At 48.1% G+C, this 23,907-nt stretch carries 19 protein-coding genes and 5 pseudogenes; 8 read left to right on the top strand and 16 right to left on the bottom strand.

Annotated elements, in window-relative coordinates; all coding sequences use genetic code 11:
* Positions 1–37: 37 nt before the first annotated feature.
* From CS022_RS12160 to CS022_RS12145, 4 genes and pseudogenes are all read left to right on the top strand, one after another.
* The gene (locus CS022_RS12160) at positions 38–2,536 is read left to right on the top strand and encodes a M16 family metallopeptidase (protein ID WP_129122492.1); all 2,499 of its coding nucleotides are present in this window, start codon (positions 38–40) and stop codon (positions 2,534–2,536) included.
* The gene (locus CS022_RS12155; RefSeq protein WP_161569619.1) at positions 2,533–2,784 is read left to right on the top strand and encodes a hypothetical protein; all 252 of its coding nucleotides are present in this window, start codon (positions 2,533–2,535) and stop codon (positions 2,782–2,784) included. Before CS022_RS12160 ends, CS022_RS12155 begins: the two co-directional genes overlap by 4 nt.
* 404 nt (positions 2,785–3,188) lie before the next feature.
* Positions 3,189–3,674, top strand: a complete 486-nt coding sequence (greB, locus tag CS022_RS12150; protein ID WP_129122522.1) for a transcription elongation factor GreB — start codon at positions 3,189–3,191, stop codon at positions 3,672–3,674.
* A gap of 42 nt (positions 3,675–3,716) precedes the next feature.
* Positions 3,717–6,052 (top strand): annotated as a pseudogene (locus CS022_RS12145) (Tex family protein).
* 64 nt (positions 6,053–6,116) lie between these two features.
* Here CS022_RS12145 and CS022_RS12140 read toward each other — a convergent pair.
* The 3 genes and pseudogenes from CS022_RS12140 to bioH form a co-directional block, all read right to left on the bottom strand.
* Complete coding sequence (locus CS022_RS12140; protein WP_129122490.1) at positions 6,117–6,581, bottom strand: ATP-dependent Lon protease; 465 nt, start codon at positions 6,579–6,581, stop codon at positions 6,117–6,119.
* A gap of 68 nt (positions 6,582–6,649) precedes the next feature.
* Positions 6,650–6,975, bottom strand: a pseudogene (locus CS022_RS12135) (hypothetical protein).
* A gap of 97 nt (positions 6,976–7,072) precedes the next feature.
* On the bottom strand, positions 7,073–7,855 hold the full coding sequence (gene bioH, locus CS022_RS12130; RefSeq protein WP_129122488.1) for a pimeloyl-ACP methyl ester esterase BioH: 783 nt from the start codon (positions 7,853–7,855) through the stop codon (positions 7,073–7,075).
* A gap of 35 nt (positions 7,856–7,890) precedes the next feature.
* Between bioH and CS022_RS12125 the strand changes: the two genes are divergently transcribed.
* Together CS022_RS12125 and nfuA are read left to right on the top strand one after the other, a co-directional pair.
* Positions 7,891–8,577, top strand: a complete 687-nt coding sequence (locus CS022_RS12125) for a ComF family protein (RefSeq protein ID WP_235869483.1) — start codon at positions 7,891–7,893, stop codon at positions 8,575–8,577.
* Positions 8,578–8,682: 105 nt separating this feature from the next.
* A complete protein-coding gene (gene nfuA / locus CS022_RS12120) occupies positions 8,683–9,267 on the top strand; it encodes a Fe-S biogenesis protein NfuA (RefSeq protein ID WP_129122487.1) in 585 nt (194 codons plus the stop codon).
* Positions 9,268–9,353: 86 nt separating this feature from the next.
* Here nfuA and dinF read toward each other — a convergent pair whose 3' ends face one another.
* From dinF to CS022_RS12095, 6 genes and pseudogenes are all read right to left on the bottom strand, one after another.
* Positions 9,354–10,694, bottom strand: coding sequence for an MATE family efflux transporter DinF (dinF, locus tag CS022_RS12115; RefSeq protein ID WP_129122486.1), 1,341 nt, complete (start codon positions 10,692–10,694; stop codon positions 9,354–9,356).
* 103 nt (positions 10,695–10,797) lie between these two features.
* Positions 10,798–11,726, bottom strand: a pseudogene (gene cyoE / locus CS022_RS12110) (heme o synthase).
* Positions 11,719–12,789, bottom strand: coding sequence for a COX15/CtaA family protein (locus CS022_RS12105; RefSeq protein ID WP_129122485.1), 1,071 nt, complete (start codon positions 12,787–12,789; stop codon positions 11,719–11,721). Before CS022_RS12105 ends, cyoE begins: the two are co-directional and overlap by 8 nt.
* A gap of 2 nt (positions 12,790–12,791) precedes the next feature.
* Positions 12,792–13,355 carry a hypothetical protein gene (locus CS022_RS12100; RefSeq protein ID WP_129122484.1) on the bottom strand — a complete coding sequence of 188 codons (564 nt, stop codon included), beginning with the start codon at positions 13,353–13,355 and terminating at the stop codon, positions 12,792–12,794.
* A complete protein-coding gene (locus CS022_RS27325; RefSeq protein ID WP_268967898.1) occupies positions 13,352–13,480 on the bottom strand; it encodes an SURF1 family cytochrome oxidase biogenesis protein in 129 nt (42 codons plus the stop codon). The genes CS022_RS12100 and CS022_RS27325 overlap by 4 nt, the downstream gene beginning before the upstream one ends.
* A complete protein-coding gene (locus CS022_RS12095; protein ID WP_268967897.1) occupies positions 13,477–14,040 on the bottom strand; it encodes an SURF1 family protein in 564 nt (187 codons plus the stop codon). Before CS022_RS12095 ends, CS022_RS27325 begins: the two co-directional genes overlap by 4 nt.
* A 67-nt stretch (positions 14,041–14,107) precedes the next feature.
* Here CS022_RS12095 and CS022_RS12090 point away from each other — a divergent pair, with 67 nt between their 5' ends.
* Positions 14,108–14,314, top strand: coding sequence for a DUF2909 domain-containing protein (locus tag CS022_RS12090; protein WP_129122483.1), 207 nt, complete (start codon positions 14,108–14,110; stop codon positions 14,312–14,314).
* Between the two features lie 6 nt (positions 14,315–14,320).
* Here CS022_RS12090 and CS022_RS12085 read toward each other — a convergent pair whose 3' ends face one another.
* The 5 genes and pseudogenes from CS022_RS12085 to lexA form a co-directional block, all read right to left on the bottom strand.
* Positions 14,321–15,217 (bottom strand): cytochrome c oxidase subunit 3, encoded by an 897-nt coding sequence (locus CS022_RS12085; protein ID WP_129122482.1) that lies wholly within the window; start codon positions 15,215–15,217, stop codon positions 14,321–14,323.
* Positions 15,218–15,233: 16 nt separating this feature from the next.
* A complete protein-coding gene (locus CS022_RS12080) occupies positions 15,234–15,788 on the bottom strand; it encodes a cytochrome c oxidase assembly protein (RefSeq protein WP_129122481.1) in 555 nt (184 codons plus the stop codon).
* Positions 15,789–15,800: 12 nt separating this feature from the next.
* Positions 15,801–17,393, bottom strand: coding sequence for a cytochrome c oxidase subunit I (ctaD, locus tag CS022_RS12075; protein ID WP_129122480.1), 1,593 nt, complete (start codon positions 17,391–17,393; stop codon positions 15,801–15,803).
* Between the two features lie 12 nt (positions 17,394–17,405).
* Positions 17,406–18,523: pseudogene (gene coxB, locus CS022_RS12070) on the bottom strand (cytochrome c oxidase subunit II).
* Positions 18,524–18,995: 472 nt separating this feature from the next.
* The gene (lexA, locus tag CS022_RS12065) at positions 18,996–19,619 is read right to left on the bottom strand and encodes a transcriptional repressor LexA (RefSeq protein WP_129122479.1); all 624 of its coding nucleotides are present in this window, start codon (positions 19,617–19,619) and stop codon (positions 18,996–18,998) included.
* 249 nt (positions 19,620–19,868) lie between these two features.
* Between lexA and plsB the strand changes: the two are divergent.
* Positions 19,869–22,315, top strand: a pseudogene (gene plsB / locus CS022_RS12060) (glycerol-3-phosphate 1-O-acyltransferase PlsB).
* A gap of 60 nt (positions 22,316–22,375) precedes the next feature.
* Here plsB and ubiA read toward each other — a convergent pair.
* On the bottom strand, positions 22,376–23,233 hold the full coding sequence (gene ubiA, locus CS022_RS12055; RefSeq protein ID WP_129122478.1) for a 4-hydroxybenzoate octaprenyltransferase: 858 nt from the start codon (positions 23,231–23,233) through the stop codon (positions 22,376–22,378).
* Positions 23,220–23,774 carry a chorismate--pyruvate lyase family protein gene (locus tag CS022_RS12050; protein WP_129122520.1) on the bottom strand — a complete coding sequence of 185 codons (555 nt, stop codon included), beginning with the start codon at positions 23,772–23,774 and terminating at the stop codon, positions 23,220–23,222. Before CS022_RS12050 ends, ubiA begins: the two co-directional genes overlap by 14 nt.
* Positions 23,775–23,907 lie beyond the last annotated feature (133 nt).

Genomic DNA, 23,907 nt, shown 5'->3' with positions numbered 1-23,907 from the left:
TTGAGTCATTCCTTCACAAAAATATTGTTGGCCATAGATGTTGAAATTTAATACCTCCGTTATTCTCTCGATTTTTCTTGTCCTACTTTTCGGCTGTAACCAAAAACAGTTTGATTTTAGTCCTGAAGAGCTGACTAAGCGGCTTGAACATGACCTTGATTTAAAATCAGGTATGTTGCCAAACGGCCTGAGATACTATTTTGTAGAAACGACAAACACCCACACAACCCTGCAACTTAATGTTAATGTAGGCTCTGCCGATGAAGATGAGGATGAACGCGGTCTTGCACACTTAGTTGAACACATGGCATTTCAGGGAACTGAGCAATTTTCATTTGAAGCCCTCCAAACGCTTTATCGCGATGTGGGCATGTCTCTTGGTCCAGATATCAATGCGACGACCAGCCTCTACAAAACTCAATATGTCGCGACCGTACCCAATAATGAAGGTAATGACGAACACTTTTATCGACTTGCTGACTGGATGGCAGACATCAGTAAGGGGAAGTTTCGATTTGATGAGAGACAACTAGCAACAGAGAAAACGGTTGTTAATAATGAGAGGCTTACCAAAGATAAAGAGAGTTATGCCTATCAAAGTACGTTGGCATTTCTCAAGCAATCAGACCTGTTAAATCGCTTGCCAATAGGGGATAAAGCGACAGTAGCGAATGCGACAGAACAGCAACTGGCGTCTTTTGTGAGTAAGCATTACCACCCAAGTAGCAATTCACTTGTTATTGTAGGAAATATCAGTAAAGAGCGCTTGGCCCATATCAAATCAGTCTTTGGCGGTAATGAAAAACCCAGAAAAATCGTTGAGCGCCAGCCTCTAGTCTCAAGCTTTGATACGTTTATTTATCAAGCAAAAGATGCCAGTTCATTCTCGCATGCGCTAATTATTCACGGTAACCCTCAAATCAGATCTAGGCAGTCAATCATTGAATACTATATGGCCGAAAGCTTTCGAGATATTTTATTTGAGCGGTTGAAACAATCAAACGACCTCCATGAAAACTTCACCTTTGACATTGAGGTAACCCCCTACTTCCTATTCGACTTCAAGGCTACCTCAATTGTTTTCGATCATGACTCAAAATCTTATCCCGCCGCTATTCAGACTCTGACTCAGGAGCTCACTCGTCTTAGGGTGCATGGCCTGACTGAGGCGGAGTACAAAACATTTGTTGATAAATGGCAAGATTATGAGGTAAGCACGAAAAATGAATACACATCATTCTCTACAGCAAACAAAATTAATGCTCGCCTCGATAATGGCGGCGTTTATCGTGATGTGAAATGGGAACAGGAATTAGCAAAAGCGTATCTCAGCGATATTGGTAAAATAGCACTTGAAAAACATCTCACAGACTTGCTATCAAAACCTGTTCGTTGGGGTTTCTCCGGGACGAAGCTGGACAGCCAAGCGATCAATAATCAAATCGCTGTAGCTTCTCGTATTCAAGTTGCTCCACCAACAGAACAATCCCTTCCCTTGGTGCCGGTTCCTGACTTAAAACCTGCGCAAATAATCAAAGAAAGTAAACGAGATAAAATCATAGAGTGGCACCTCTCAAACGGTGTAAAAGTAATACTCGAACCGAGAGACTACAGCGACCGAATTTCCTACTTGATGGTAAAAGACGGCGGATTAAATGGGTTGCAAACCATTGAAGACTACGATGCCGCGTCTATCGCGCCTTCCGTTTTTGCAATGAGCGGCCAAAACTGGATTAAACCCGCTCAAATGGAGGCACTGCTTCGTACTCATAAAATGAGTTTGAACCCCGTACTTAACGACATCTACCATGGCATCGAAATTCAGTCAGAAGCAAAAGACAGTACACTTGCTTTCTCAATTCTTTACAACGCAATGCAGAATGCAGTCATTAATGAGAAGGTTTTTAAGCACGTTAAAAATACTCGTCTGGAAGATCTCAAGTTAACCTCTGCCAGTGAAACGTTTCACGCTCAATTAAACCTGAGCAGAAGCGGTGAAGAAGCCACCAGAGCGAAAATGACTCCAGAACGCATGCAAAAAGTGAGTCTGAAAAATGTTAAGAGGATTTACAATCAGCTGTTCCAGCAAGTCGATGGTTATACATTGGTGATTGTTGGAAAGTTTACGCCAGAAGCTATCCGTGACGATGTATTAACGTTTGTCGGTGGTTTACCGCAAGGGGAGAGCTATACGAATAGAGAGCGACCTCCCTATTCTCTGCCGTCATCAAAAAAGATTGAGGCAAACGGGAATGAAAAAGGTAAGAGTCACTTTCACTTTGGGTACCAGTCACCCGTCACTAGAAAAGCTTCAATCAAAGAGCGCATAGCATTTTTAATTGTGGCAAACACGCTGCAGCAACGCCTATTTGACGTGCTCCGTGAAGAAAAAGGCTGGGTATACAATGTATCTGTTCGCCGATCCTACAATAATGCGTCACAGCCTCTAACCTACTTGATGCAGATGTCATGGTCGACCCCAAGTTTCAAAGCCAAGCAATCAATGAGGTCGCAAAACAATTTGATTTGCTGTTGAAGCAAGGCCTGTCGCAAGAAGAATTAGACAGATTTAAGCCGCTTATTGAAGGAAGCTTTAATGCAGCATTGTCTGACGATCTAACGACTACCCATGTATACGGCAGTAACGAACTTGCAGGCTTAGATATTCAGGATGTAATTCATTTCCAACGAACGTTTGAACAAATCACGCTAGAGTATACAAACAGTTTGCTACCAAGCTGGCTTCCAGAAAGTGGCGTTAGCATTGGGACGTTTACCCAATAAGTTCTTCATCGGGTAACAGGAAACGCGACAAGAAACGTGCCTTCACCAAGGCCAAAAGCAGAAAAGAAGCACCGATAAACGTTTAACGGTGCTTCTTTTTTCCCTCTTCAGAATACGACTCTCCAAAGCCTTCCTTTAATCGACGCACAGCACAGAATTTATGTTTCGAATTATTACTGTATGTAGCGATTCATTGATCGGGCCGACATGTCGGTAAATGTGAGCACGATTAATGTTTCCATCAAGATTTCATCGGTTGGCAGCCCACCAGACTTCTCTATTCTCAATAAAGGCGATATAAAGACAGCAGCCTGCTTCAGTCAGGGGGAAATGTGTCAGCACGACTACAAAGACACCTCATTGCCCCCCTCCTGACAAAAAAGCTGCCAGCAAGAAGGATTGTGATGAAGAAAACCGATTTGGTTACCCGAGAGGGTTACAACAAACTCAAACAAGAACTCGACTATCTTTGGAAAGAGCGCCGTCCCGAGATCACTAAAATTGTCTCATGGGCAGCGAGTCTCGGAGATCGCAGTGAGAACGCAGATTACACTTATAACAAAAGGCTACTTCGAGAAATTGACCGCCGTGTCAGATACTTACGTAAGCGACTCGAAATTCTTAGGGTCATAGATTACAACCCTCAACAGGATGGCAAAGTGTTCTTTGGTGCTTGGGTTGAAGTTGAAAACGAAGACGGCGACACCAAATCATTCCGCATTGTTGGCCCGGATGAGATTTATGGCGAGAAGCAATATATCTCTATCGACAGCCCCATGGCCCGCGCATTAATCAAAAAAGAAGTGGACGAAGAAGCTATCGTCCAGACCCCCGAAGGCCCTAAGACCTGGTACGTGAATTCAATTCGTTACCAGCAGGACTCAGAATAAATCTCCCGTCATACCCCGGGAAGATACTTCGCAAGGACTATCATGACTAATTCTATTACCCGACAAATTGCCAATGAGCTGAGCGTGAATGAAGCGCAGGTCAATGCCGCTGTTACGCTGCTTGATGACGGCAATACTGTCCCTTTTATCGCTCGCTACCGTAAAGAAGTCACACAAGGACTGGACGACACCCAGCTTCGTAACCTTGAATCACGCCTTGGTTATTTACGTGAGCTGGAAGACCGTCGTCAGGTGATCCTGAAATCTATCGATGAGCAGGGCAAATTAGACGGTACACTGAAAAATGCAATTCTTGGTGCCGACAGCAAGACCAGCCTTGAAGATTTATACCTGCCCTACAAGCCGAAACGACGCACCAAAGGTCAAATAGCGATAGAAGCAGGCCTGGAGACTCTTGCAGACTTGTTGTGGGCAGAGCCTGAGCATGATCCGGAAACTGAATCATCGAAGTACATCAGCGCTGAAAAAGGCGTTGCAGATACAAAAGCGGCACTTGATGGCGCCCGTGCTATTTTGATGGAGCGTTTTGCTGAAGATGCAGCACTGTTAGCGAAAGTTCGCCGCCATTTACAACATAATGCGGAGCTGTCTTCTCGTATGGTTGACGGCAAGGAGCAGGAAGGTGCGAAGTTTAAAGACTACTTTGCGCATGATGAAGCACTGAGCAAGGTACCCTCTCACCGTGCACTGGCGATGTTCCGTGGCCGAAATGAGGGCGTATTGCAGTTAACACTCAATGCCGACCCGGGACAGGACGAAAAATCCACGGGCTCTTACTGCGAAAATATTATCATCGACCACTACGGTGTAAATATTGGCAATCAGCCTGCTGACCGCTGGCGCAAGCAGGTGATTAGCTTTGCATGGCGAATAAAAATTTCGATGCACATGGAAACAGAGCTGATGAGCGGCCTGCGTGACATGGCGGAAACAGGTGCGATTCAGGTCTTTGCCGACAACCTAAAAGACTTATTGATGGCCGCTCCTGCTGGCCCGCGTTGCACGCTGGGCATCGACCCGGGGCTGCGCACAGGGTGCAAAGTGGCGGTAATCGACAATACGGGTAAGTTACTTGATACCGCGACCATCTACCCGACCCCGCCACAAAACAAGATTGCCGAGTCGGCCAAAGTGGTGCTTGGTTTCATCAAAAAGCATCAGGTCGATTTAATTGCTATCGGCAACGGCACCGCCTCCCGTGAAACCGATGCCTTTGTCAGCAAGATGCTGAAGGATGCCGAGCTGAAAATTCAGAGCGTGATGGTGAGCGAGGCAGGTGCATCAGTCTATTCGGCAAGTGAGCTTGCTGCATCTGAATTCCCAAGCCTTGATGTCTCGCTGCGCGGTGCGGTTTCTATTGCACGTCGCCTTCAGGACCCCCTTGCCGAGCTGGTGAAAATCGACCCGAAATCGATTGGTGTGGGTCAGTATCAACATGATGTCAGCCAAAGCCAGTTAGCCAAACGTCTCGATACGGTTGTCGAGGACTGTGTAAACGCCGTTGGTGTTGATGTTAATAGTGCATCGCCTGCACTTCTCAACCGTGTTGCGGGCCTGAGCAGTACCATTGCACAGAATATCGTGGCATTTCGCGATGAAAATGGCCGCTTTGCAGATCGAAAAACATTGCTGAAAGTGCCACGCTTGGGCCAAAAGCCTATGAGCAGTGTGCAGGTTTCCTTAGAGTGATGAAAGGAAAGAACCCGCTCGACAGCTCTTCCGTTCACCCTGAGGCTTATCCAGTGGTTCAGCGCATCGCTAAACAAACGGGCAAAGCGGTTGATGCCATGATTGGCAATCACGACTTCCTTCGCAGTGTCAATGCCAATGACTATGTCGACGACACCTTTGGTCTGCCGACGGTGACCGATATTCTCGCTGAGCTGACGAAGCCGGGACGCGACCCTCGCCCTGAATTCAAAACAGCGACGTTTGCAGATGGCGTGAACGAGGTCAAAGACCTGATCCCGGGTATGGTGCTGGAAGGGGTGATCACCAACGTGACTAACTTCGGCGCGTTTGTCGATGTCGGTGTGCATCAAGATGGTCTCGTCCATATCTCGGCGCTTTCAGACAAGTTTGTTTCTGACCCACGAGAAGTGGTCAAAGCCGGTGATGTGGTCAAAGTGAAAGTGATGGAAGTTGACCTTGGCCGCAAGCGCATTGCGCTTTCTATGCGTCTCAATGACCAGCCGGGCGAGAACAACAAGCCGACTCGTCAAAACAGACAGGAAAATCGCAACACGGGTAACCGCTCAGCGCCTCAGCATAACAAACAGCGTGGACAGAACAATGCCAGTGGAAATGCCATGGGCGGTGCGTTTGCCGATGCGTTTGCAAAGGCTAAAAGGAAATAGCATCAGGCTTGAATATCACGCAATACCGCAATCAAACCAAAAACAGCGTCGAAAGACGCTGTTTTTATATCACAATCAATATTTCCGACGGCCGATTGGGAATAGCTGTCTGCTGGTAGCGTACCGCCACCACCGCACGTGTTTTTTCAAATTTTTCCATCTCTTGCAGCTTTTCGGTCAGTGACTCCGGCAAACTGAAGCGCATGGTATAGCCATGGCTGGAGGTGAAAGAGTCCCCGGAAACAAAACTCCCGCCCAGTAAATATTCGGAATAAGGAAACGCATGGCTATAAGGAGACTCGTTGTCAGTGTCTGGTAGCCCATAGTCCTGATGCTCAGCGGGGTCCCAAGACGGCTTTTTACGTTGCTTTTCGGCAAGATTGGCAGGCTTTTCTGCCATGCTCTCGGTGAGCTGGCGAGGGGGTATGATTTTTTCACGCAGCAAGTTATCCCGCGCAACCTGCTCGGTCGGCGGGTTAACTGACGGAACGACAGCAGGTATGCTGACGTTTGCCGGTGAAATGTTCATGCCAATGCCTTCTCCTAAACATTGGCCAAAGACGTTGCGCCGACTCAGTGGGCGCAGCGGCTAACGAATCAAATCAGAATCGACAGCACTGCACCTATAGTACCCAGCGCGGATAACGCCTGTCCTGCACTGTACGCAGAGTCGTCGTTACTTTTCACAGTTTCGGGATGGTCCATCCCCAATGCACCGTAAGCAAACGACTCAACAGAACCAGCATCCTTTTCCTTGCCATTGGCTCTGTTGTTGCTTTCACTCCATTGCCTTGTTGAACACCCGAGACATTTTGCTCCGGTGTCAACGGGGTTTTCTCCGCAGTTTTCGCCTGATGCTGACAGCAGTTGTGTTTTACTGGCTGCTGATAGACCGGAGAATATCCGCCGTTACTAATATTCATTATGGTCTCTCCTTTTCCCTTCGCAAGTGACCCGATTAATTTATCGGCATTTGAGGGGCAAAATTTAGCCAGTACATCAGACCCGTCTCACATTTTTCTAATGCATCGGCAAAAATTGGCCACAAAACGTTTTCAGTGATTCAACAAATGATGCGGGCTCCGATATAAACGGGGCATGGGACGCTTTGGCGAAGACAGTTTGCGTTGAAGTCGGTGCCAGCGCACTGACGTCATCCGCAACCTTTATGGGCACCAATCCATCAAGCCTTCCATACATTCGCAGCATCGGCACCGACAACAAACGCAACTGCGAGCGCAAGTCAGCCTGCCCAAGAATATCCAGCCCTTGAGATAAAGCTGCTTTGTCGGGTAAAGGCCGCGATAGCACAGCGTCTTTCAGCCACTTGATGTCCTGCCTTGCTGTTGGGCTTCCCATGGCTTGCAACGCCATAAAGCGTTCAATGGTGACTTTAAAGTCGTTCTCAAGCTGCGCGGAAAAGGCTTCAAGGACCGCAGGTTTAATGCCTCGCCATCCGTCTTGTTCCGCAAAACAAGGGCTGCTTGCAACAGTCACTAACCCTTTCATTTTATTTGGGTTAATTAAAGCTGCTTGCGTTGCCACCAATCCGCCCAGCGACCAGCCAAGCCATATCGCATCATCTGGTGATTCTCTAAGCAAGAGCTGCGCCATCTCTTCAAGACTGTAAGTGCCTGCCTGATGACTGAGACCAAAGCCCGGCAGGTCAACAGTATGAATGCGAAACTGATCTTTAAGGCGCGGCATCACTTGTTCCCACACCGCGGCGTTCATTCCCCACCCGTGAATGAGAATCAGGTCTAAGCCCTCGCCTTCCGAGTGCCAATGGAGCTTTTTTGTCATTACACTTTCCGTTGTTTGCTTGCATGTTGGTGATTATGATTCGTTCTATCCTACGTGCGTTACCGTCACGTTGTCAGCTCTGTCATCAAAGGCTGGATGAAGATCCGGGTCCTTGGTGTCGCGTTTGCCGCGATTGCTTACCCAATAGTTCGCGATGTGAGTGCTGCGGCCTGACTTGTGGCGCAGATACAGACATCTGTGGTGCATGTTTAAATGACAAGCCCGAATGGGATAAGCTCTTCTGCGCCGCCGACTACGATTTTCCGATGAACACGCTGCTGCATGATTTCAAATATCGAGGCAAATTTTGGCTCGCCGAGCCGCTCACATCGCTACTCAGTGAAAAAATCACCCAGCCCGCTGACTTGTTGCTTCCCGTTCCTATGCACTGGCAACGTCGTTTCTTCCGTGGTTATAACCAAAGCGCGCTGTTAACCCGTTCGTTGGCGAAAATGCTAAAGACCAAATGGTGTCCTGATGTGATTAAGCGAATCAAGGCAACCCCGGCGCAACGTGGACTTAAACGGTCTCAACGTTTATCAAACCTCGCTTCAGCGTTTGAAGTCAGAAATGATGTACTTCCCCCTCATATAGCAATTGTTGATGATGTCGTCACAACAGGCAGCACAGTCAGTATCTTGTGCCAGCTTCTGCGCCAGCAAGGAGCACAACGCATTGATGTTTATTGTTTATGCAGAACAGCCAAATACCGTGACATATAGTGTGGGTGAATGCATACAGCTAAAACCTTTCGGCTTATGGGGTGATACTGAGACAAAACAGGAGTAAACTGAACGAAGGATAATCAGAAAATCAGGTAATTTGCAGTGTCGAATATTACAATTTCAGAAAACGCACAAAGCCACTTCGTTAAACTGCTTGAGCAGCAGCCGGAGGGAACCAATATCCGTGTATTCGTTGTAAATCCGGGTACACAAAATGCGGAGTGTGGCGTTTCTTACTGCCCTCAAGATGCCATTGAGGCCAGCGACACACATTTAGAATTCAGTGGCTTTTCAGCCTACGTGGACGAACTCAGCCTGCCATTTTTGGACGATGCAGAGATTGATTTCGTCACCGATAAAATGGGCTCGCAACTGACGCTGAAGGCACCAAACGCCAAGATGCGTAAAGTGGGTGACGACGCACCATTGATGGAGCGTGTTGAATACATGATCCAGACACAAATTAACCCGCAGCTTGCAGGCCATGGCGGCCACATCAGTCTGGTTGAAATCACAGATGAAGGTACTGCCGTTATCCAGTTTGGTGGTGGCTGTAACGGTTGCTCAATGGTTGACGTCACGCTGAAAGACGGCATTGAGAAGCAACTAATGGCTGAATTCAGTGACGAGCTGAAAGCAGTGCGTGATGTTACCGAGCACGCTCACGGCGACCATTCTTACTACTAAACACATCGTGTGAGTATGAGAATCGAAACAGGCGCATTAGCGCCTGTTTTTAATTTGATAAAGCCAGTATGGCCTACCCTAAACTATCAGTGCTCGGGTAAAAATTGTTCTTTGCGCCACTGATAAAACATCACCACTGCAAGCAAGCCACCACGCAGCCCCATAAATGTCAGCATTGCCGCCCAAAGGGCGTGGTTACCGAAATCATTCAATGCCCACCAGACAAAGAAAAAGCCCAGCATAGCCAGTAGCATAGTATTCCTCATGTCTTTACCTCGGGTTGCCCCGATGAATATTCCATCAAGCAAGAAACACCACATAGAAATTACGGGCATCACAATCAACCAAGGCAAGTATATCGATGCCTCAGATCTCACCGCATCGATATCAGAAATAATGGCGACAATCTGCGCGCCAAAGACACCAAAGACCACCGTCAATAGTACTGCACCGATCCCACCCCAGAATGTTGTCACTGACAAGGTGATAGTCAACTGCTGGCGGTCTTTCGCACCAATCGCTTTTCCCACCATAGATTCCATGGCGTAAGCGAAACCATCCATTGCATAAGAGATAAGCATCAAGAAACTCATCAAAACGGCGTTGGCGGCGATTATATTGTCACCCAACGTAGCGCCTTGAAACGTCATGAAACTAAAGACCAATTGCAGAGAAAGACTGCGTAAAAAGATATCCCTATTGAGGCGGACAAACCTTCCGATACCTTGCCTGATAGACGCAAAGGGCTTTGCGAATGTACCCAGTTGTAGCTGTCGGCTGCGCCTGATGACAAACCAGATTCCGAGTACTAACCCTGCGTAATCAGCCAAGACACTCGCCGCCGCCGCACCCTGAACTTTCCAATCAAAGCCAACAACAAACAGAATATCGAGGCCGATATTGAAGATATTCACGACAATCGAGAGCACCATCGGCAGCCGTGCGTTCTGTGTGCCAAGTAACCACCCCATTATCACCATGTTGGTCAGCGTGGCAGGTGCACTCCAAATCCTGACGCTGAAATATTCTTCTGCGTAAAAACGCACTTCATCACTGGCATCACTGAGGCCAAGCACGACTCGCTCGATAAGGGGGTGTATCAGCAATATCACCAGCGCAGCCAGCAAAGACATCAATACACCCTGTGCTAAAACTCGCACCAACGCTTGTTTATCATTGGCACCCAGAGCCTGCGCTGTCAGGCCAGTCGTCGACATCCGCAGAAAGCCCAACAAAAAGAAAAGCACGGTGATCATTGTGCTTCCCATCGCTACGCCACCTAAATAAAAGGCATGTTCGAGGTGGCCAATGACTGCGGTGTCGACAAGACCAAGCAGAGGCACGGTGATATTGGACAAGACCATTGGGAACGCGAGAGCGAACACAGCTTTATGTGTTTGGAGGTTTTTAAACACAGAGATAGTCATAACGATTGAGAATCAAGGAACAATAACGCGGGAGTGTAACACCAGAACAATGAAAATCAGCTACAGCAAAGAGTAAAGGGCCGTTATTTTGGCCCTTTTAGCATTAGGTCATCGCATACCAGGCATGGTCTGCAAGAAGCACCACAAAAAGGCCGAGAATGTGCCAGATTGAAAACTTGAAGGTGTCCCACGCAAGGCCTTTTTGGTCCGAAAACTTCAATCGCCATGCATATGCGACAAAGCCGAGGTTCAACGCCAAGCTGCCAATGAGATAGATATGGCCACTCATTCCTGACAGCCAAGCAATAAGCCAACCACCACCTGAAGCAAGGTGTACAACAGGACCATAGTTTTGGTGAAATCAATGCCATGCGTGACGGGCAGCATTGGCACGCCCGCTTTGGCGTAATCTTTCTTGCGGTGAATGGCCAACGCCCAGAAGTGCGGCGGTGTCCATGTGAAAATCAGCATCACCAACAACAGCGCATGAGGGTGAACTTCTCCGGTAACCGCGACCCAACCCAGCAGTGGTGGCATTGCTCCCGCCAGTCCACCAATCACAATATTTTGTGGCGTGGCATGCTTGAGCCAAACGGTATACACAAGCGCATAACCAATCAGACTGGCGAACGTCAACCATGCCACCAATGCATTGAGAGCGTAAAGAAGGGCAAAACCCATCACCATCAACGCTACACCAAACGCCAACGCATTGAACATAGTCACACGGCCTTTGGCCATAGGACGTTTAAATGTCCGTTGCATCTGACGGTCAATGCGTTGATCGAGAACATGATTAAAAACCGCAGCAGCAGAAGACTGCATGCCAATACCTAGCAGACCCACTATCACGGCGGTTGCCGGCGGTAACGTAGGCACAGCCAGACACATTCCGACCAATGCGGTGAGCAACAGCATCGCTACCACTTTTGGTTTGGTCATTTCCAGATAATCTCGCCACCCCGGGGATGCTTCAAGTTCAGGTTCTAACGCGATGTTTGCCTGCTCTTGTGTTGGAGACACCTTATCCATGGCTTAATCCTCTTGCATCCCTTCTTTTCGCAAGGACTGATAGTGAGCCAGTCCAGTAAAATAACTGCATGTTGATATTAACCACAGCCAATAGCAGAGCCAAACCACCGAGGTTATGTGCGACAGCCACGGGCAGCGGCAACAACGCCACGACATTTGTCACACCCAAAATTATCTGGACCGAAAGCAAACCCACTAACAGATAGCTTTGTCTTGCTCCGAGTAGGCGATAGACGGCAGCAGCCAGCAAAAGAACCAGACCAGAGACTATGATGGCGCCGATACGGTGCGTGGCATGTATGGTGACCCGCTGGTCAAAATTAAGCACACCGTATTGGTAGGTATCGTGCTCAGGAACAACAAGGTTGAATGCTGACGTGTCATATTTTTCGACCCAGTCCACCTCGCAGATTGGAAGTTGCGTACATACTGTCGCCGCATAGTTGGCCGATGTCCATCCACCCAAGACAATCTGCAATACCACAGCGAAAAATGCACCCACTGCCAATGCTTTAGTTTTGCCATCAATGGGTGAGAGTTTCAGACGTCGATGATGAATACCTTCTGACTTTTTCTGACGTTGCCTCTCAAGATACTGCCGCCGGGCAAGCACCCCCAGCAAAGTCACGGTACAAAAGCCTCCCATCAAGTGACCCATCACAACGATAGGCATGAGGTTCATCGTGACTGTCCACATCCCGAGGACAGCCTGAAACACAACGACACCAAGTAGCGCCGCTGGGACAATTCTTGGTCTGCCTTTAACCTGCCACGACATACACGCAATAGCTGCAATCATTAACCCGAGACCACCAGCGATATAGCGATGAATCATTTCATTCCATGCTTTCTCAATTTCAACAGGTGCGCCGGGAAAAGCCTTCTCGGCTTTCGTGATCTGTATTTCTGTCTGAGGCACAGTCAAAAGGCCATAACACCCTGGCCAGTCTGGGCAACCAAGCCCTGCCTCTGTAAGCCGAGTGTATGCCCCCATCGCAACAACCATCAGGGACCACACAAGCGTAACGTAGATAAATATCCGATAAGTTCTGTCTTTATCCATGGTTAACCCACCTTTGACAGTTTCATCAATTTGCGAAGATCAGTAAGCAGCCCTTTTCCTTGTGCAATTCTCTCAGAATCATCAGCAGGTATTGGATAAGCCATGATGACGTTGCCAAGCGGATCGGCAAGATATAGGACCTCACCGTCGTGGCTAATTGGAAGTGCTTCAATCTGACGTGCGATTTCTGCATCAATTTGCTGTACCAGAAATTCTTTTTGTCCTGACAGTTGCGCAGTCACCTGATTAACGTTTTCCTGCCCCGCATCCGTCAGGATAATACTCGCAAACCTGTCACGATTTGGGCCGACAGCCGTGGGCATTTGGCCAAGCTGGAACAGAGCATATTTACAGGCTTCACCACAATCATCGGGCATTGGGTAAACCACCCGCCACATACCTTGTTGCTCAAGCCACTTGGCATCCAACATATCTTTTTCGGCAAACAAGTGTCCGTTGTTCGTCGAACCGCCCTGATATAACCCCATTTCTAAAACCAGTTTTGCAGCGGCTATTGGCAGAATGAATACTGCTGCCACTATCAGCAATGCTTTCTTCCCTTTCACTGACTACTCCTTCGCCACCATATGACGGTTCCGATTACGACAACTAAGGCCAGACCAAACCACTGCAATGCGTAGGCATAATGTTTTTCTGGTTTCATAACGACAGGTTCCCAGACGTGAGTCACGCCAAGAGCGGGTAAAATATCGTTGGTATTTCCTGTTTGAGATATCGAATCCACCTGACAAGCCAAGGCAAAACCGACTCTCCTATTTCTTTTTCAAATCTCTCCACACTGACTGTCTGCACCCTGAAAGGCCATGTCGCCTCTTGCTCTGCCTCGGCCAAGGTGACGCGTTTTGATGGCATATCTGCCACACCTGATACCAGATAATCCCCGGCTAGACTGGGTAATGCTGGTAATTCGCTGCGGTAATAGGGTGCTGCCACCCAACCAAGCTCCAACAAAACGACACCGTAGCCTGTGAAAAGTGGTGCAAACCAGCGATAACCCTGCTGACCATTGTGTGTCTGGTTATCAAGCAACAAGCTGTTTCGCGAATCAATCCGCCCATTAAGGGCCACCATGGTGCCGCGCACGTCTCCGATCACGTCTAATGGAGAAGTCACAGTATGTTGTTGGCGTTGCACTATCGTATTCAGTAGCTCAGCTTTTTCGATACCACGCCCTATCTGCCAAAATCCAAGCTTGACCAGAATCAGGGTTGCCGCCAAAGTGAACAACAAGAATCCGAAACGCCTTAGTCGGCGTACTGGAAAGGATGACTTCTCATTATTGCCTGCTGGAGGCGACATGCTGCTCAAAGGAATTCTCGTTTGCCTGCTGATATTTATTTTATTCAACCTGTTTCGTGCATTGCCGATACTGGTCAAAGGTCAGTCTGATGTTCCGATGTCGCGCTATCTTGGTCGTCGGGTGTTCTTTTCGGTTATTGTCTTTGTCATTCTTCTTGTTGCTCTGGCAACAGGGGCGATAGAGCCAAACTCACGCCCCTTCTGAATATCGTCAAATGATGTAAACGAAGACGAAAAGACAGAGCCAGACGACATCAACGAAGTGCCAATACCAAGCACCTGCTTGGAAGGCGAAATGGCTCTGTGACGTCATATGCCCCCTGAGTATCCGAAGCCAAACAACGAAGAGTATTATCGTCCCGAGTGTTACATGCAGCCCGTGGAACCCGGTGAGTAAGAAGAAGGTATTTCCATACACACCAGAATCTAAACGCAAGTCCAGGTCACGGTAAGCGTGAATGTACTCTTCTACTTGAAAGAACAAGAACACCCAGCCGAGAACAATGGTCGCAAGTAAAAACCAAGTGAGTTGCGAGCGCTTGTCTTTTTCCAGACCAACGTGCGCAAAGTGGATTGTAATTGACGATGTAAGCAGCAGAAGTGTGTTGTACAAAGGGAGCCCCATCGCTGGCATTGCCTGTGTTTCTGTACCACCCGGAGTTTTAAGCAATGGCCACTGAGCTACAAAATCAGGCCAAAGCACAGCCGCGGTCATGGCATTGTTGCTAGCACCACCCAGCCAAGGCACTGCAATTAATCTTGCGTAGAAGAGTGCACCGAAGAACGCGCCAAAGAACATTACTTCAGAAAAGATGAACCAACTCATGCCCTGACGGAATGATCGGTCCATCTGCGCAGAATAAAGGCCGCCCATAGATTCGTTGATGACATCTCTAAACCAGCCAGTCAGCATGAAGAGAATCAGTCCCACTCCGATGAGAAGCATCCATGGGCCATTGCCACCAAATAGATCAGCGACCGTAGCACCCGCCCCCATTGCGATGAAGAAAAGCGCTATCGCACCAACAATAGGCCAAATGCTCTGTGCTGGTACGTAATAGTTTTCGTAGTCCGTTGCCAGATCTGAACCAGATTCAGTCGTAGCCATAGTAACCTCGTAGCGATTATTGTGTTGCTGACTTGGGTTCTTTTTTTGCGTCGAACAGGGTGTAAGCCAGCGTCATTGTATTGATGTCGTCCGGTATATTCGGGTCGACATAAAACACCAAAGGCAATTCCGCACGCGCTCCTGCGGCCAGAGGTTGCCTGTTGAAACAAAAGCATTCGATTTTATTTAGGTACTGTGCAGCGAGACCGGGGCTGACCGAGGGTACGGCCTGCCCGACAGCGTCCCAAAGCGAACGGTTTTCTGCCATGTACGATATCGTTTTGGTTTCACCTGGATGCACGGTGATCCGCTTGATTTCAGGTTTGAACGACCAATTCATCCCGGGACGGGTGTAGGCGATAAACTCAACCGTAACGGTGCGGGAGAAATCGACCTGATTAATCTCTTGCGCCGCTTCATTGCTGGTTTTGCCGTTTATACCCGTGATATCGCAAAACACGTCATACAGAGGTACCAACGCGAAGGCGAATCCAAACATCAGCAACGCCATAACGGCCAGCTTTACCGCTGACTTGTTATTAGCTTTTTCGTTGTTTTGTTCTGAATTCATATTGCCTCCGACCTAATCGATTTTTGGTGGCGTTGAGAACGTGTGGTAAGGCGCTGGTGATGGTACTTCCCACTCAAGACCTTCAGCACCATCCCATGGTTTAGCCGGTGCTTTCTCTCCACCTCTTGCACATTTAACAATCAGAGCAAGGAAAATAAGCTGAGATAAGCCAAAGGCGAAACCACCAATACTCACTATCGCGTTGATGTCTGCAAATTGAAGCGCGTAATCAGGAATACGGCGAGGCATGCCCGCAAGACCTAAGAAGTGCATAGGGAAGAAAAGTACGTTGACTGAAATCAACGAACACCAGAAGTGCCACGACGCCAGCTTGGTGTCATACATATGGCCTGTCCATTTCGGCAACCAGTAGTAAGCGGCCGCCATGATGGAGAATATCGCGCCACTGACAAGTACGTAGTGGAAGTGCGCCACGACGAAATAGGTGTCGTGATACTGGAAGTCAACCGGTGTGATAGCCAGCATCAGCCCGGAGAACCCACCTATCGTAAACAGAACGATAAAGGCGAGCGCGAATAACATCGGCGTCTCAAAGGTCATCGACCCTCGCCACATCGTCGCCACCCAGTTAAAGACTTTCACGCCGGTGGGCACCGATATCAACATGGTACAGAACATGAAGAAGAGCTCGGCAAAGACTGGCATACCCGTGGTAAACATGTGGTGAGCCCAAACGATAAAGCTCAAGCCCGCAATTGATGCGGTTGCGTAAACCATAGATGCATAACCGAACAGTTTTTTACGCGAAAACGCAGGCACGATGGCCGAGATGATCCCGAAGCTCGGCAGGATCATGATGTAGACCTCAGGGTGACCAAAGAACCAGAAGATATGCTGGAACATTACTGGGTCACCACCCCCGGCGGCATCAAAGAACGATGTACCAAAGTATTTATCGGTCAAGACCATGGTGACCGCCCCCGCGAGTACAGGCATCACCGCAATCAGCAAGAATGCGGTGATAAACCATGTCCACACAAACAGAGGCATTTTCATGTAGGTCATGCCAGGCGCACGAAGGTTCATGATGGTCACAATCACGTTGATCGCGCCCATGATTGAACTGATACCCATGATGTGGATAGCAAACACGAACAAGGCCGTACTGTCTGGAGAGTAGGTGGTGGAAAGCGGCGCATAGAAGGTCCAACCGAAGTTCGGACCGCCCCCTTCCATAAACAGTGACATTAACAGCATCGCGAATGCAAAAGGCAGGATCCAGAAGCTCCAGTTATTCATTCGCGGTAACGCCATGTCTGGCGCGCCTATCATCATCGGTACCATCCAGTTAGCCAGCCCGGTAAATGCCGGCATAACGGCACCAAAAACCATAATCAGGCCGTGAACAGTCGTCATCTGGTTGAAGAAGTTAGGCTCTACCAGTTGCAGTCCGGGTTGAAATAGCTCGGCACGGATGACCATTGCCATCGCACCGCCCGTCAAAAACATCGCAAAACTGAACACCAAATACATGGTGCCGATGTCTTTGTGGTTAGTAGTGAGTACCCAACGCATTATGCCTGATGGCTTGTGGTCGTGATCATGATGGTCTGTTCCCACCTGATCCGGCGTCATATCAGTCATCTGAATCTCTCCTTAAAGCTCTTGGCCATTGAGCACAGCATTAATCTGAGCAGCTTGAACCGCTTCGCCCGTGTTGTTACCCCAAGCATTACGCTGATAGGTAATAACGGCTGCGAGTTCTTTGAGGCTGAGTTGATTACCAAATGCCTGCATTGCCGTACCTTTTCGCCCGTTGACAACGGTGTCTACGTGCTCGAGCTTGCGACTTGGATTCACCGCAATATCCGCTTTGGCAACGGCGGGGAAAACCCCAGGTATACCCTGTCCGTTTGCCATGTGGCAGGCAGCACAACGTGCGACATAGACCTCTTCGCCCAGCGTCATCAGCTCATCCATTGGCATCTTCATATCGAGGAGTTTTTGTTCTTCCGCTTTCGCTGCAGCTGAGTCGATGCTGTTTGTTGGATCCATGCTTCAAACTCGTCGACGGGTTTAGCGATAACCACAACAGGCATGAAGCCGTGGTCCTTACCACACAGCTCTGTGCACTGGCCGCGGTAGATACCCGGCTTGTCGATTTTGGTCCACGCTTCGTTGATAAAGCCCGGATTTGCATCTTTCTTAACTGCAAAATCAGGCACCCACCAAGAGTGGATGACATCTTCGGAGGTGATGAGGAACCTCACCTTTTTCCCGATAGGCAAAACCAATGGGCGATCTACCTCAAGAAGGTAAGCTTCTCGCTTTGGTGCTTCATTTGCGATCTGAGCCGGAGAAGAGGCGAGTAACGAGAAGTATTCGACTTCATGATCGAAATAACGGTAGTGCCATTTCCATTGTGAACCCGTGACTTGAACCGTAATGTCAGGCTCACTGGCGTCTTCCATCGCCAGCAATACGCGTGTTGCGGGTATTGCCATACCAATGAGAATTAAAAGCGGGACAACAGTCCAGGCAACCTCCACCTTGGTACTCTCATGGAACGTTGCCGGCACCGCGCCTTTAGACTTACGGTGGTGAAGAATAGACCAGAACATCACGCCAAAAACGATGACGCCGATGATGATACATATGTACAGAATCGTCATATGCAGTCCGTACACTTGCTCACTAATATCAGTAACACCACGGGTTAGATTCAGCGTGTATTGATCTGAATCAGCCCAAACTGAAAAAGCAGGCACGAGCATGGAAAACACGAACAGTAGACGGGTTATCACAAGATCCCTCCTAAGTTTCACAAAGCATCCAAAAAACGCCTGATTTTAAAATAAGGCAATTATAGTTAATGTGTCGTTAAGAGATTGTTACTCATAAAGGTTAGGTAAGGAAAGTGCACAGGACAAAAAACACACAATTAATTGCCCTGAAACTTGAAGGCTTCCACGAAATTTCGAGATGAGGACATGTGTTGCAAGAACTGAATCAAGGATATCCCCAACATTTACGCTATTCAGATTAGTTGGTTGATATAGCCATGATTTTACGTTTTTTAACGACAGTGATTTGGTTTTTCACGCAAAAGAAGAGTTTCTTTTGCCAGTGGTGCAAGGGCTTTTTTTGAAATGCTTTGAGAGGAAAAATAGCTAACTTTACTAGACAGCAAAGCTTTTTGTCGCCAAGCTGTCATATTGGACGATATGTTGCAAAAATGTAACCAGCCTACATCCAGTTGTTATTTCGAATAACACCGACTGCAATACCCTCAATCGTCAGGCTTTGTTGTGTCAGGTCCACAGCGATTGGTGAGAACTCTTCGTTTTCGGCATGTAATAGAACTTCGGTGCCATTGCGCTCGAGACGTTTTACCGTTACGTCATCTTCGACACGCGCCACGACAACCTGTCCGTTTCGCACATCTTGTGTTCTATGTACCGCCAACAGGTCACCATCAATGATACCGATGTCTCTCATACTCATCCCATTAACACGGAGCAGAAAGTCAGCAGATGGCTTGAACAGGCTCGGATCAACATTGTAATGCGTCTCAACATGCTCCTGCGCTAAAATGGGCTCGCCTGCGGCAACCCTTCCTATGAGAGGTAAACCCGTCTCATCATTGGCTGCATCATTATTGACTAATAACCTGATACCGCGAGAAGCACCGGGAATAATTTCCAATACCCCTTTGCGAGCGAGGGCTTTCAAGTGTTCTTCTGCGGCGTTGGCAGACCGGAAACCAAGTTCACGAGCAATCTCCGCTCTTGTCGGTGGCATTCCTGTTTCAACGATTTTTGCTTTGATTAAATCAAATACTTCTTGTTGTCTTGACGTTAGCGGCTTCATGGCATGACCTGTCTTTTTATACAGTTAACTGTGAGTATATCCAGTGTTTAAGCCATTGAAAAGCGGATTAGTCATTATTTCGCCATTTGTGTGTTCTCACCACGATTGAATTTTTAGAGAATTCGTTTCGAAGATAATCTGTCATGTTTAAATCATGAAAAGATTGCCAATTAGCAAACCCAGACAGCAGTCCAATCAAATATTTTCTGATATGCTTGCCGCGCACTAAACCTATGAGGCTTCGATGTCATGTCTGCGCGGCAATCCCTTTACCATAAGTTGTTGAATGTTCCAGTATCGATGCTGGTTAAAGCTATTAGCATTCCTTCTGAACCCGTCAGTCAACTTGAGTTAGATCTTGCAAGACCTGTTGTTTATGTCCTGCCTTTTCACTCTCATACTGATTTATTGACACTGAGAACCAGTTGCTTAAAACACCAGCTTCCGGATCCTCTTGAGCCCTTGAACATCAATGGTAAAACGATTTGTCGGTATGTATTTATCTCTGAAGGGAATCGTCTTTTTAGCAGAAGCGATGAAATACCTGCGACCTCATTAAAGCTGTTCAGCGAACTCTTGGCACTTCACAAGCAAGACAGCGAACTGGACATCCAGCTTGTGCCAGCTTCCGTGGTATGGGATCGCTCAGCAGTCAATGAAAAGCGAGCGGCAGGGCCAGCATTAAAGCCGATGAATGGTTTTCAGAAAGCATGGGCGATCATGAATCTTGGCCGTGATGGGATGGTGCGCTTCAGCCGGGCCGTGTCAGTGCGCTACATGGCAGACCAGCATGGCACCGACGACAGTATTGCACAAAAACTTGCCCGGGTAGCCAAAATTCACTTTTCTCGTCAAAAGCTGGCAGCGTCGGGCCCCAATTTACCTGACCGACAAGCACTCTTTAAACGCCTTCTGAACTCGAAAGCGATAGATAAAGTTGTTCAGGAAGAGGCGAAAAGCCGAAATGTTCCTGTAGACAAAGTGCGTAAAGAAGCCGTCGATATGATGGAAGAAGTCGCAGCGAACTTCTCACCTAACATCATTCGCTTGTTTGATAGAGTACTCACATACATCTGGAACAAGATTTATCAGGGGATTGAAGTCAGCAACTCAGAGCGAATCAGACAACTTGCTCAGGATGGACATGAAATCGTTTATGTTCCCTGTCATCGCTCCCATATGGATTACCTGCTTCTCTCATACGTATTGTATAAAGAAGGCCTTGTGCCCCCGCACATCGCCGCAGGGGTCAACCTGAACTTCTTCCCAGCGGGTGCCATTTTCCGTCGAAGTGGCGCTTTCTTCATCCGCCGATCGTTCAAAGGGAATCGCCTCTATTCAACGGTATTTCGCGAATACCTGGCAGAGCTGTTTGCGCGTGGCTACTCCGTTGAATACTTCTCTGAAGGTGGACGTTCGCGCACCGGTCGGCTTCTTTCCGCGAAGACAGGTATGGTTGCCATGACATTGCAAGCCATGCTGCGTGGTCTTAAAAGGCCTGTCACCTTAGTCCCCGTCTATATTGGCTACGAACATGTCATGGAAGTGGCTACGTATTCGAAAGAACTCCAGGGCAAGCGCAAAGAAAAGGAAAGCGTCGGGCAAGTGCTGGGTATCTGGCGCAAACTGCGTAACTTCGGTAAAGGCTACGTTAACTTTGGCGAGCCAATCTCGATTAACCAACACCTAAACGACCATGTGCCCCATTGGCACGAGTCCATTGACCCTGTCGAGCCGCAGCGCCCTGAGTGGCTGATACCAACCGTCAATCAGCTTGCTGATAAAATGATGACAGGTATAAACAATGCAGCAGCAGCAAATGCGTTAACGCTTTGTGCGACCGCATTGCTGGCATCACGCCAACGCGCACTCAGTCGTGATGCCCTTGAGGGTCAGATAGCCCTGTATCTCGACTTGCTCCGTCAGGCTCCATATTCAGAAATGAATACCACTCCTGAAGAATCTGCAAAAGAGATGGTTGAACACGCGCTGTCACTGGATAAATTTCTTGTGGAACGAGACTCTCTGGGCGAAATCATTTCGCTCGACCGTCAACAGTCTCTACTGATGACCTACTACCGAAACAACATCATTCACCTGTTTATGATGCCATCGCTGATTGCACAGGTATTGGTTTACCAAAAGTCAGTGAGCTATGACGCGCTGTGTCAAACAGTCAAAACACTTTACCCCTTCTTCAAAGCTGAGCTCTACATGCGTAATGAAGAAGAATACCTGTCCGATTATATCGATCAGATCCTGGCGGTAATGGCAGAGAAATCTTTGCTGCTGCGCGAAGGCGACATCCTGTCGCTCAACCCTGCAAATTTGAGTCAAACACAGTTGTTGGGTAGAACCATCACCGAGACTCTGCAGCGCTACGCCATTACTCTGACACTGCTCAATCACCACCAGCCCGGTAAAGCGGAATTGGAAAAACAAAGCCAGATGATGGCACAGCGTTTGTCTCGCTTGCACGGTATCAACGCCCCAGAATTTTTCGATAAGGGTGTTTTCAGCACCTTGATGACGACACTGAAAAAGCAGGGCTATACGGATGAGGAATGTACGATACTCGCAGTGAAAGAGTGAATCATCTGATGAAAGAAATCACCAATCTGATTTCACCCGAAGTAAAGCTCACTATTCAAGCAATAATGAATCAGCCAATAGAATCAGAAAAGACCGATGAATAGCCTATTGAACGAAAAACCGGCGATTAGCCGGTTTTTTTTATTTCTGATGAGTCACAGGACTTAACCCAGCAAACTGGCAGCAATACCAATGAAAATCACCATGCCGACCTGATTATTGTTTAGAAAAGCCCAGAAACACGCATCACGTTCACGATCTCTAATCACTATTTGCTGGCGGATCAACAACACAGATGCAATCGCCAAACTCGCATAGTATGGCCAGGTCAGTGACGATAGCATGCCAACGACTGCCATCATCGCGATAAACGACAACTGCAGTAAGCCAACAATCGCTTTATCATTGCGACCAAAGAGAATCGCTGATGATTTCACACCAATTTTTAAATCATCGTCTCTGTCGACCATGGCATAAAGCGTGTCATAGGCCACGGTCCACACAACATTAGCCACAAATAGCAGCCATGCAATAAACGGTAACTCTCCGGACTGTGCGGCATATGCCATCGGGATTGCCCAGCCAAATGCCATACCAAGAACCAGCTGTGGCATGTGCGTATATCGCTTCATGAACGGATAAATAGAGGCAAGCAGCAAACCAACAACGGAAAGACTGACAGTAAACCAATCAAGCGTAAGCACGAGCGCAAAAGAGACCAAAATAAGCACAGAGAAGAGCAGTAAGGCTTCTTTAGTGCTCACTAGCCCTGACGGTAAAGGTCGGTTTTTCGTCCTTTTGACATGACCATCGACCTTACGGTCAGCAAAATCGTTGATCACACATCCTGCTGCTCGCATGAATACGACGCCTGCGATAAACACCAGCAAAATTTGAGGATCAGGAAAACCACCCGCCGCGATGAACAGCGCCCATAGTGTCGGCCATAGCAACAGCAAGGTACCGATAGGCCTATCCATCCTGGTCAGTTGCCAAAAGGCCTGCGTTTTAGTGAGTTCCATCAAGCGCACCTTCAACGTTATAAATAGGAGCATCGCGCAAGAAAATCTCGGAAACCAGCATTGGCTTCTCATTGAGCCAAAGCCTTGAACGTCGCGCATCAAGCTGTTGATTTTCTATCGTCAGGCTGGTCACTTCGATGGCATCACGTCTTGCTGTGGCATGGGTAAATACACGTTGTCCCAACGGCACTGAGCCAAGCTCGGCGATATCCTGCTCCTGATCTGTCAGTGTCGAAAGCGGCATGAGCGTTCTCGCACAGACCCAAGGGACGCCATCCCCAGCCAGCACGACATCTCTCACCACACATGCCTCGTCATTTAGCAGGGCCTTTTCGGCCTCAGTTAAATCATCACGCTCACACTGAGAAATACCGAGAACAGTGACGCTAAGCTCTTTACAATGGTGCTTGAGTCTTTCTGTCATTGACCCATGTTCCAGAAGCCACGCTCCTTTTTCTGTATTCTCAAATACAGACTTGTCAGGATGCTTCCATTGCGCCAACCGCAGCGCTGATAAATATAATGACTTGAATTCTGTCATGTTATCCTGATATGAAATGACAAAAACGACGTACAAATTGCCGAGATGGTCAATAATGATCTTTAACGTAATGCCGCATTGTACACTGCGGTTCGTCATACAGCGAAACTCAAACGGGAATCAGACCTGCTCT

Source organism: Veronia nyctiphanis (genome assembly GCF_004116385.1).
GTDB classification, from domain to species: Bacteria; Pseudomonadota; Gammaproteobacteria; order Enterobacterales; family Vibrionaceae; genus Veronia; species Veronia nyctiphanis.
This window is presented reverse-complemented; position numbering and strand designations above follow the sequence as displayed.

What these genes read in the sequence shown, in the direction of transcription:
- CS022_RS12160 (WP_129122492.1), top strand. Translation starts at nt 38, where the DNA reads ATGTTGAAATTTAATACCTCCGTTATTCTCTCGATTTTTCTTGTCCTA.
- greB (WP_129122522.1), top strand. Translation starts at nt 3,189, where the DNA reads ATGAAGAAAACCGATTTGGTTACCCGAGAGGGTTACAACAAACTCAAA.
- CS022_RS12140 (WP_129122490.1), bottom strand. Translation starts at nt 6,581, where the DNA reads ATGAACATTTCACCGGCAAACGTCAGCATACCTGCTGTCGTTCCGTCA.
- bioH (WP_129122488.1), bottom strand. Translation starts at nt 7,855, where the DNA reads ATGACAAAAAAGCTCCATTGGCACTCGGAAGGCGAGGGCTTAGACCTG.
- CS022_RS12125 (WP_235869483.1), top strand. Translation starts at nt 7,891, where the DNA reads ATGATTCGTTCTATCCTACGTGCGTTACCGTCACGTTGTCAGCTCTGT.
- dinF (WP_129122486.1), bottom strand. Translation starts at nt 10,694, where the DNA reads ATGACTATCTCTGTGTTTAAAAACCTCCAAACACATAAAGCTGTGTTC.
- CS022_RS12105 (WP_129122485.1), bottom strand. Translation starts at nt 12,789, where the DNA reads ATGGATAAAGACAGAACTTATCGGATATTTATCTACGTTACGCTTGTG.
- CS022_RS12090 (WP_129122483.1), top strand. Translation starts at nt 14,108, where the DNA reads ATGCTGCTCAAAGGAATTCTCGTTTGCCTGCTGATATTTATTTTATTC.
- CS022_RS12085 (WP_129122482.1), bottom strand. Translation starts at nt 15,217, where the DNA reads ATGGCTACGACTGAATCTGGTTCAGATCTGGCAACGGACTACGAAAAC.
- CS022_RS12080 (WP_129122481.1), bottom strand. Translation starts at nt 15,788, where the DNA reads ATGAATTCAGAACAAAACAACGAAAAAGCTAATAACAAGTCAGCGGTA.
- ctaD (WP_129122480.1), bottom strand. Translation starts at nt 17,393, where the DNA reads ATGACTGATATGACGCCGGATCAGGTGGGAACAGACCATCATGATCAC.
- lexA (WP_129122479.1), bottom strand. Translation starts at nt 19,619, where the DNA reads ATGAAGCCGCTAACGTCAAGACAACAAGAAGTATTTGATTTAATCAAA.
- ubiA (WP_129122478.1), bottom strand. Translation starts at nt 23,233, where the DNA reads ATGGAACTCACTAAAACGCAGGCCTTTTGGCAACTGACCAGGATGGAT.
- CS022_RS12050 (WP_129122520.1), bottom strand. Translation starts at nt 23,774, where the DNA reads ATGACAGAATTCAAGTCATTATATTTATCAGCGCTGCGGTTGGCGCAA.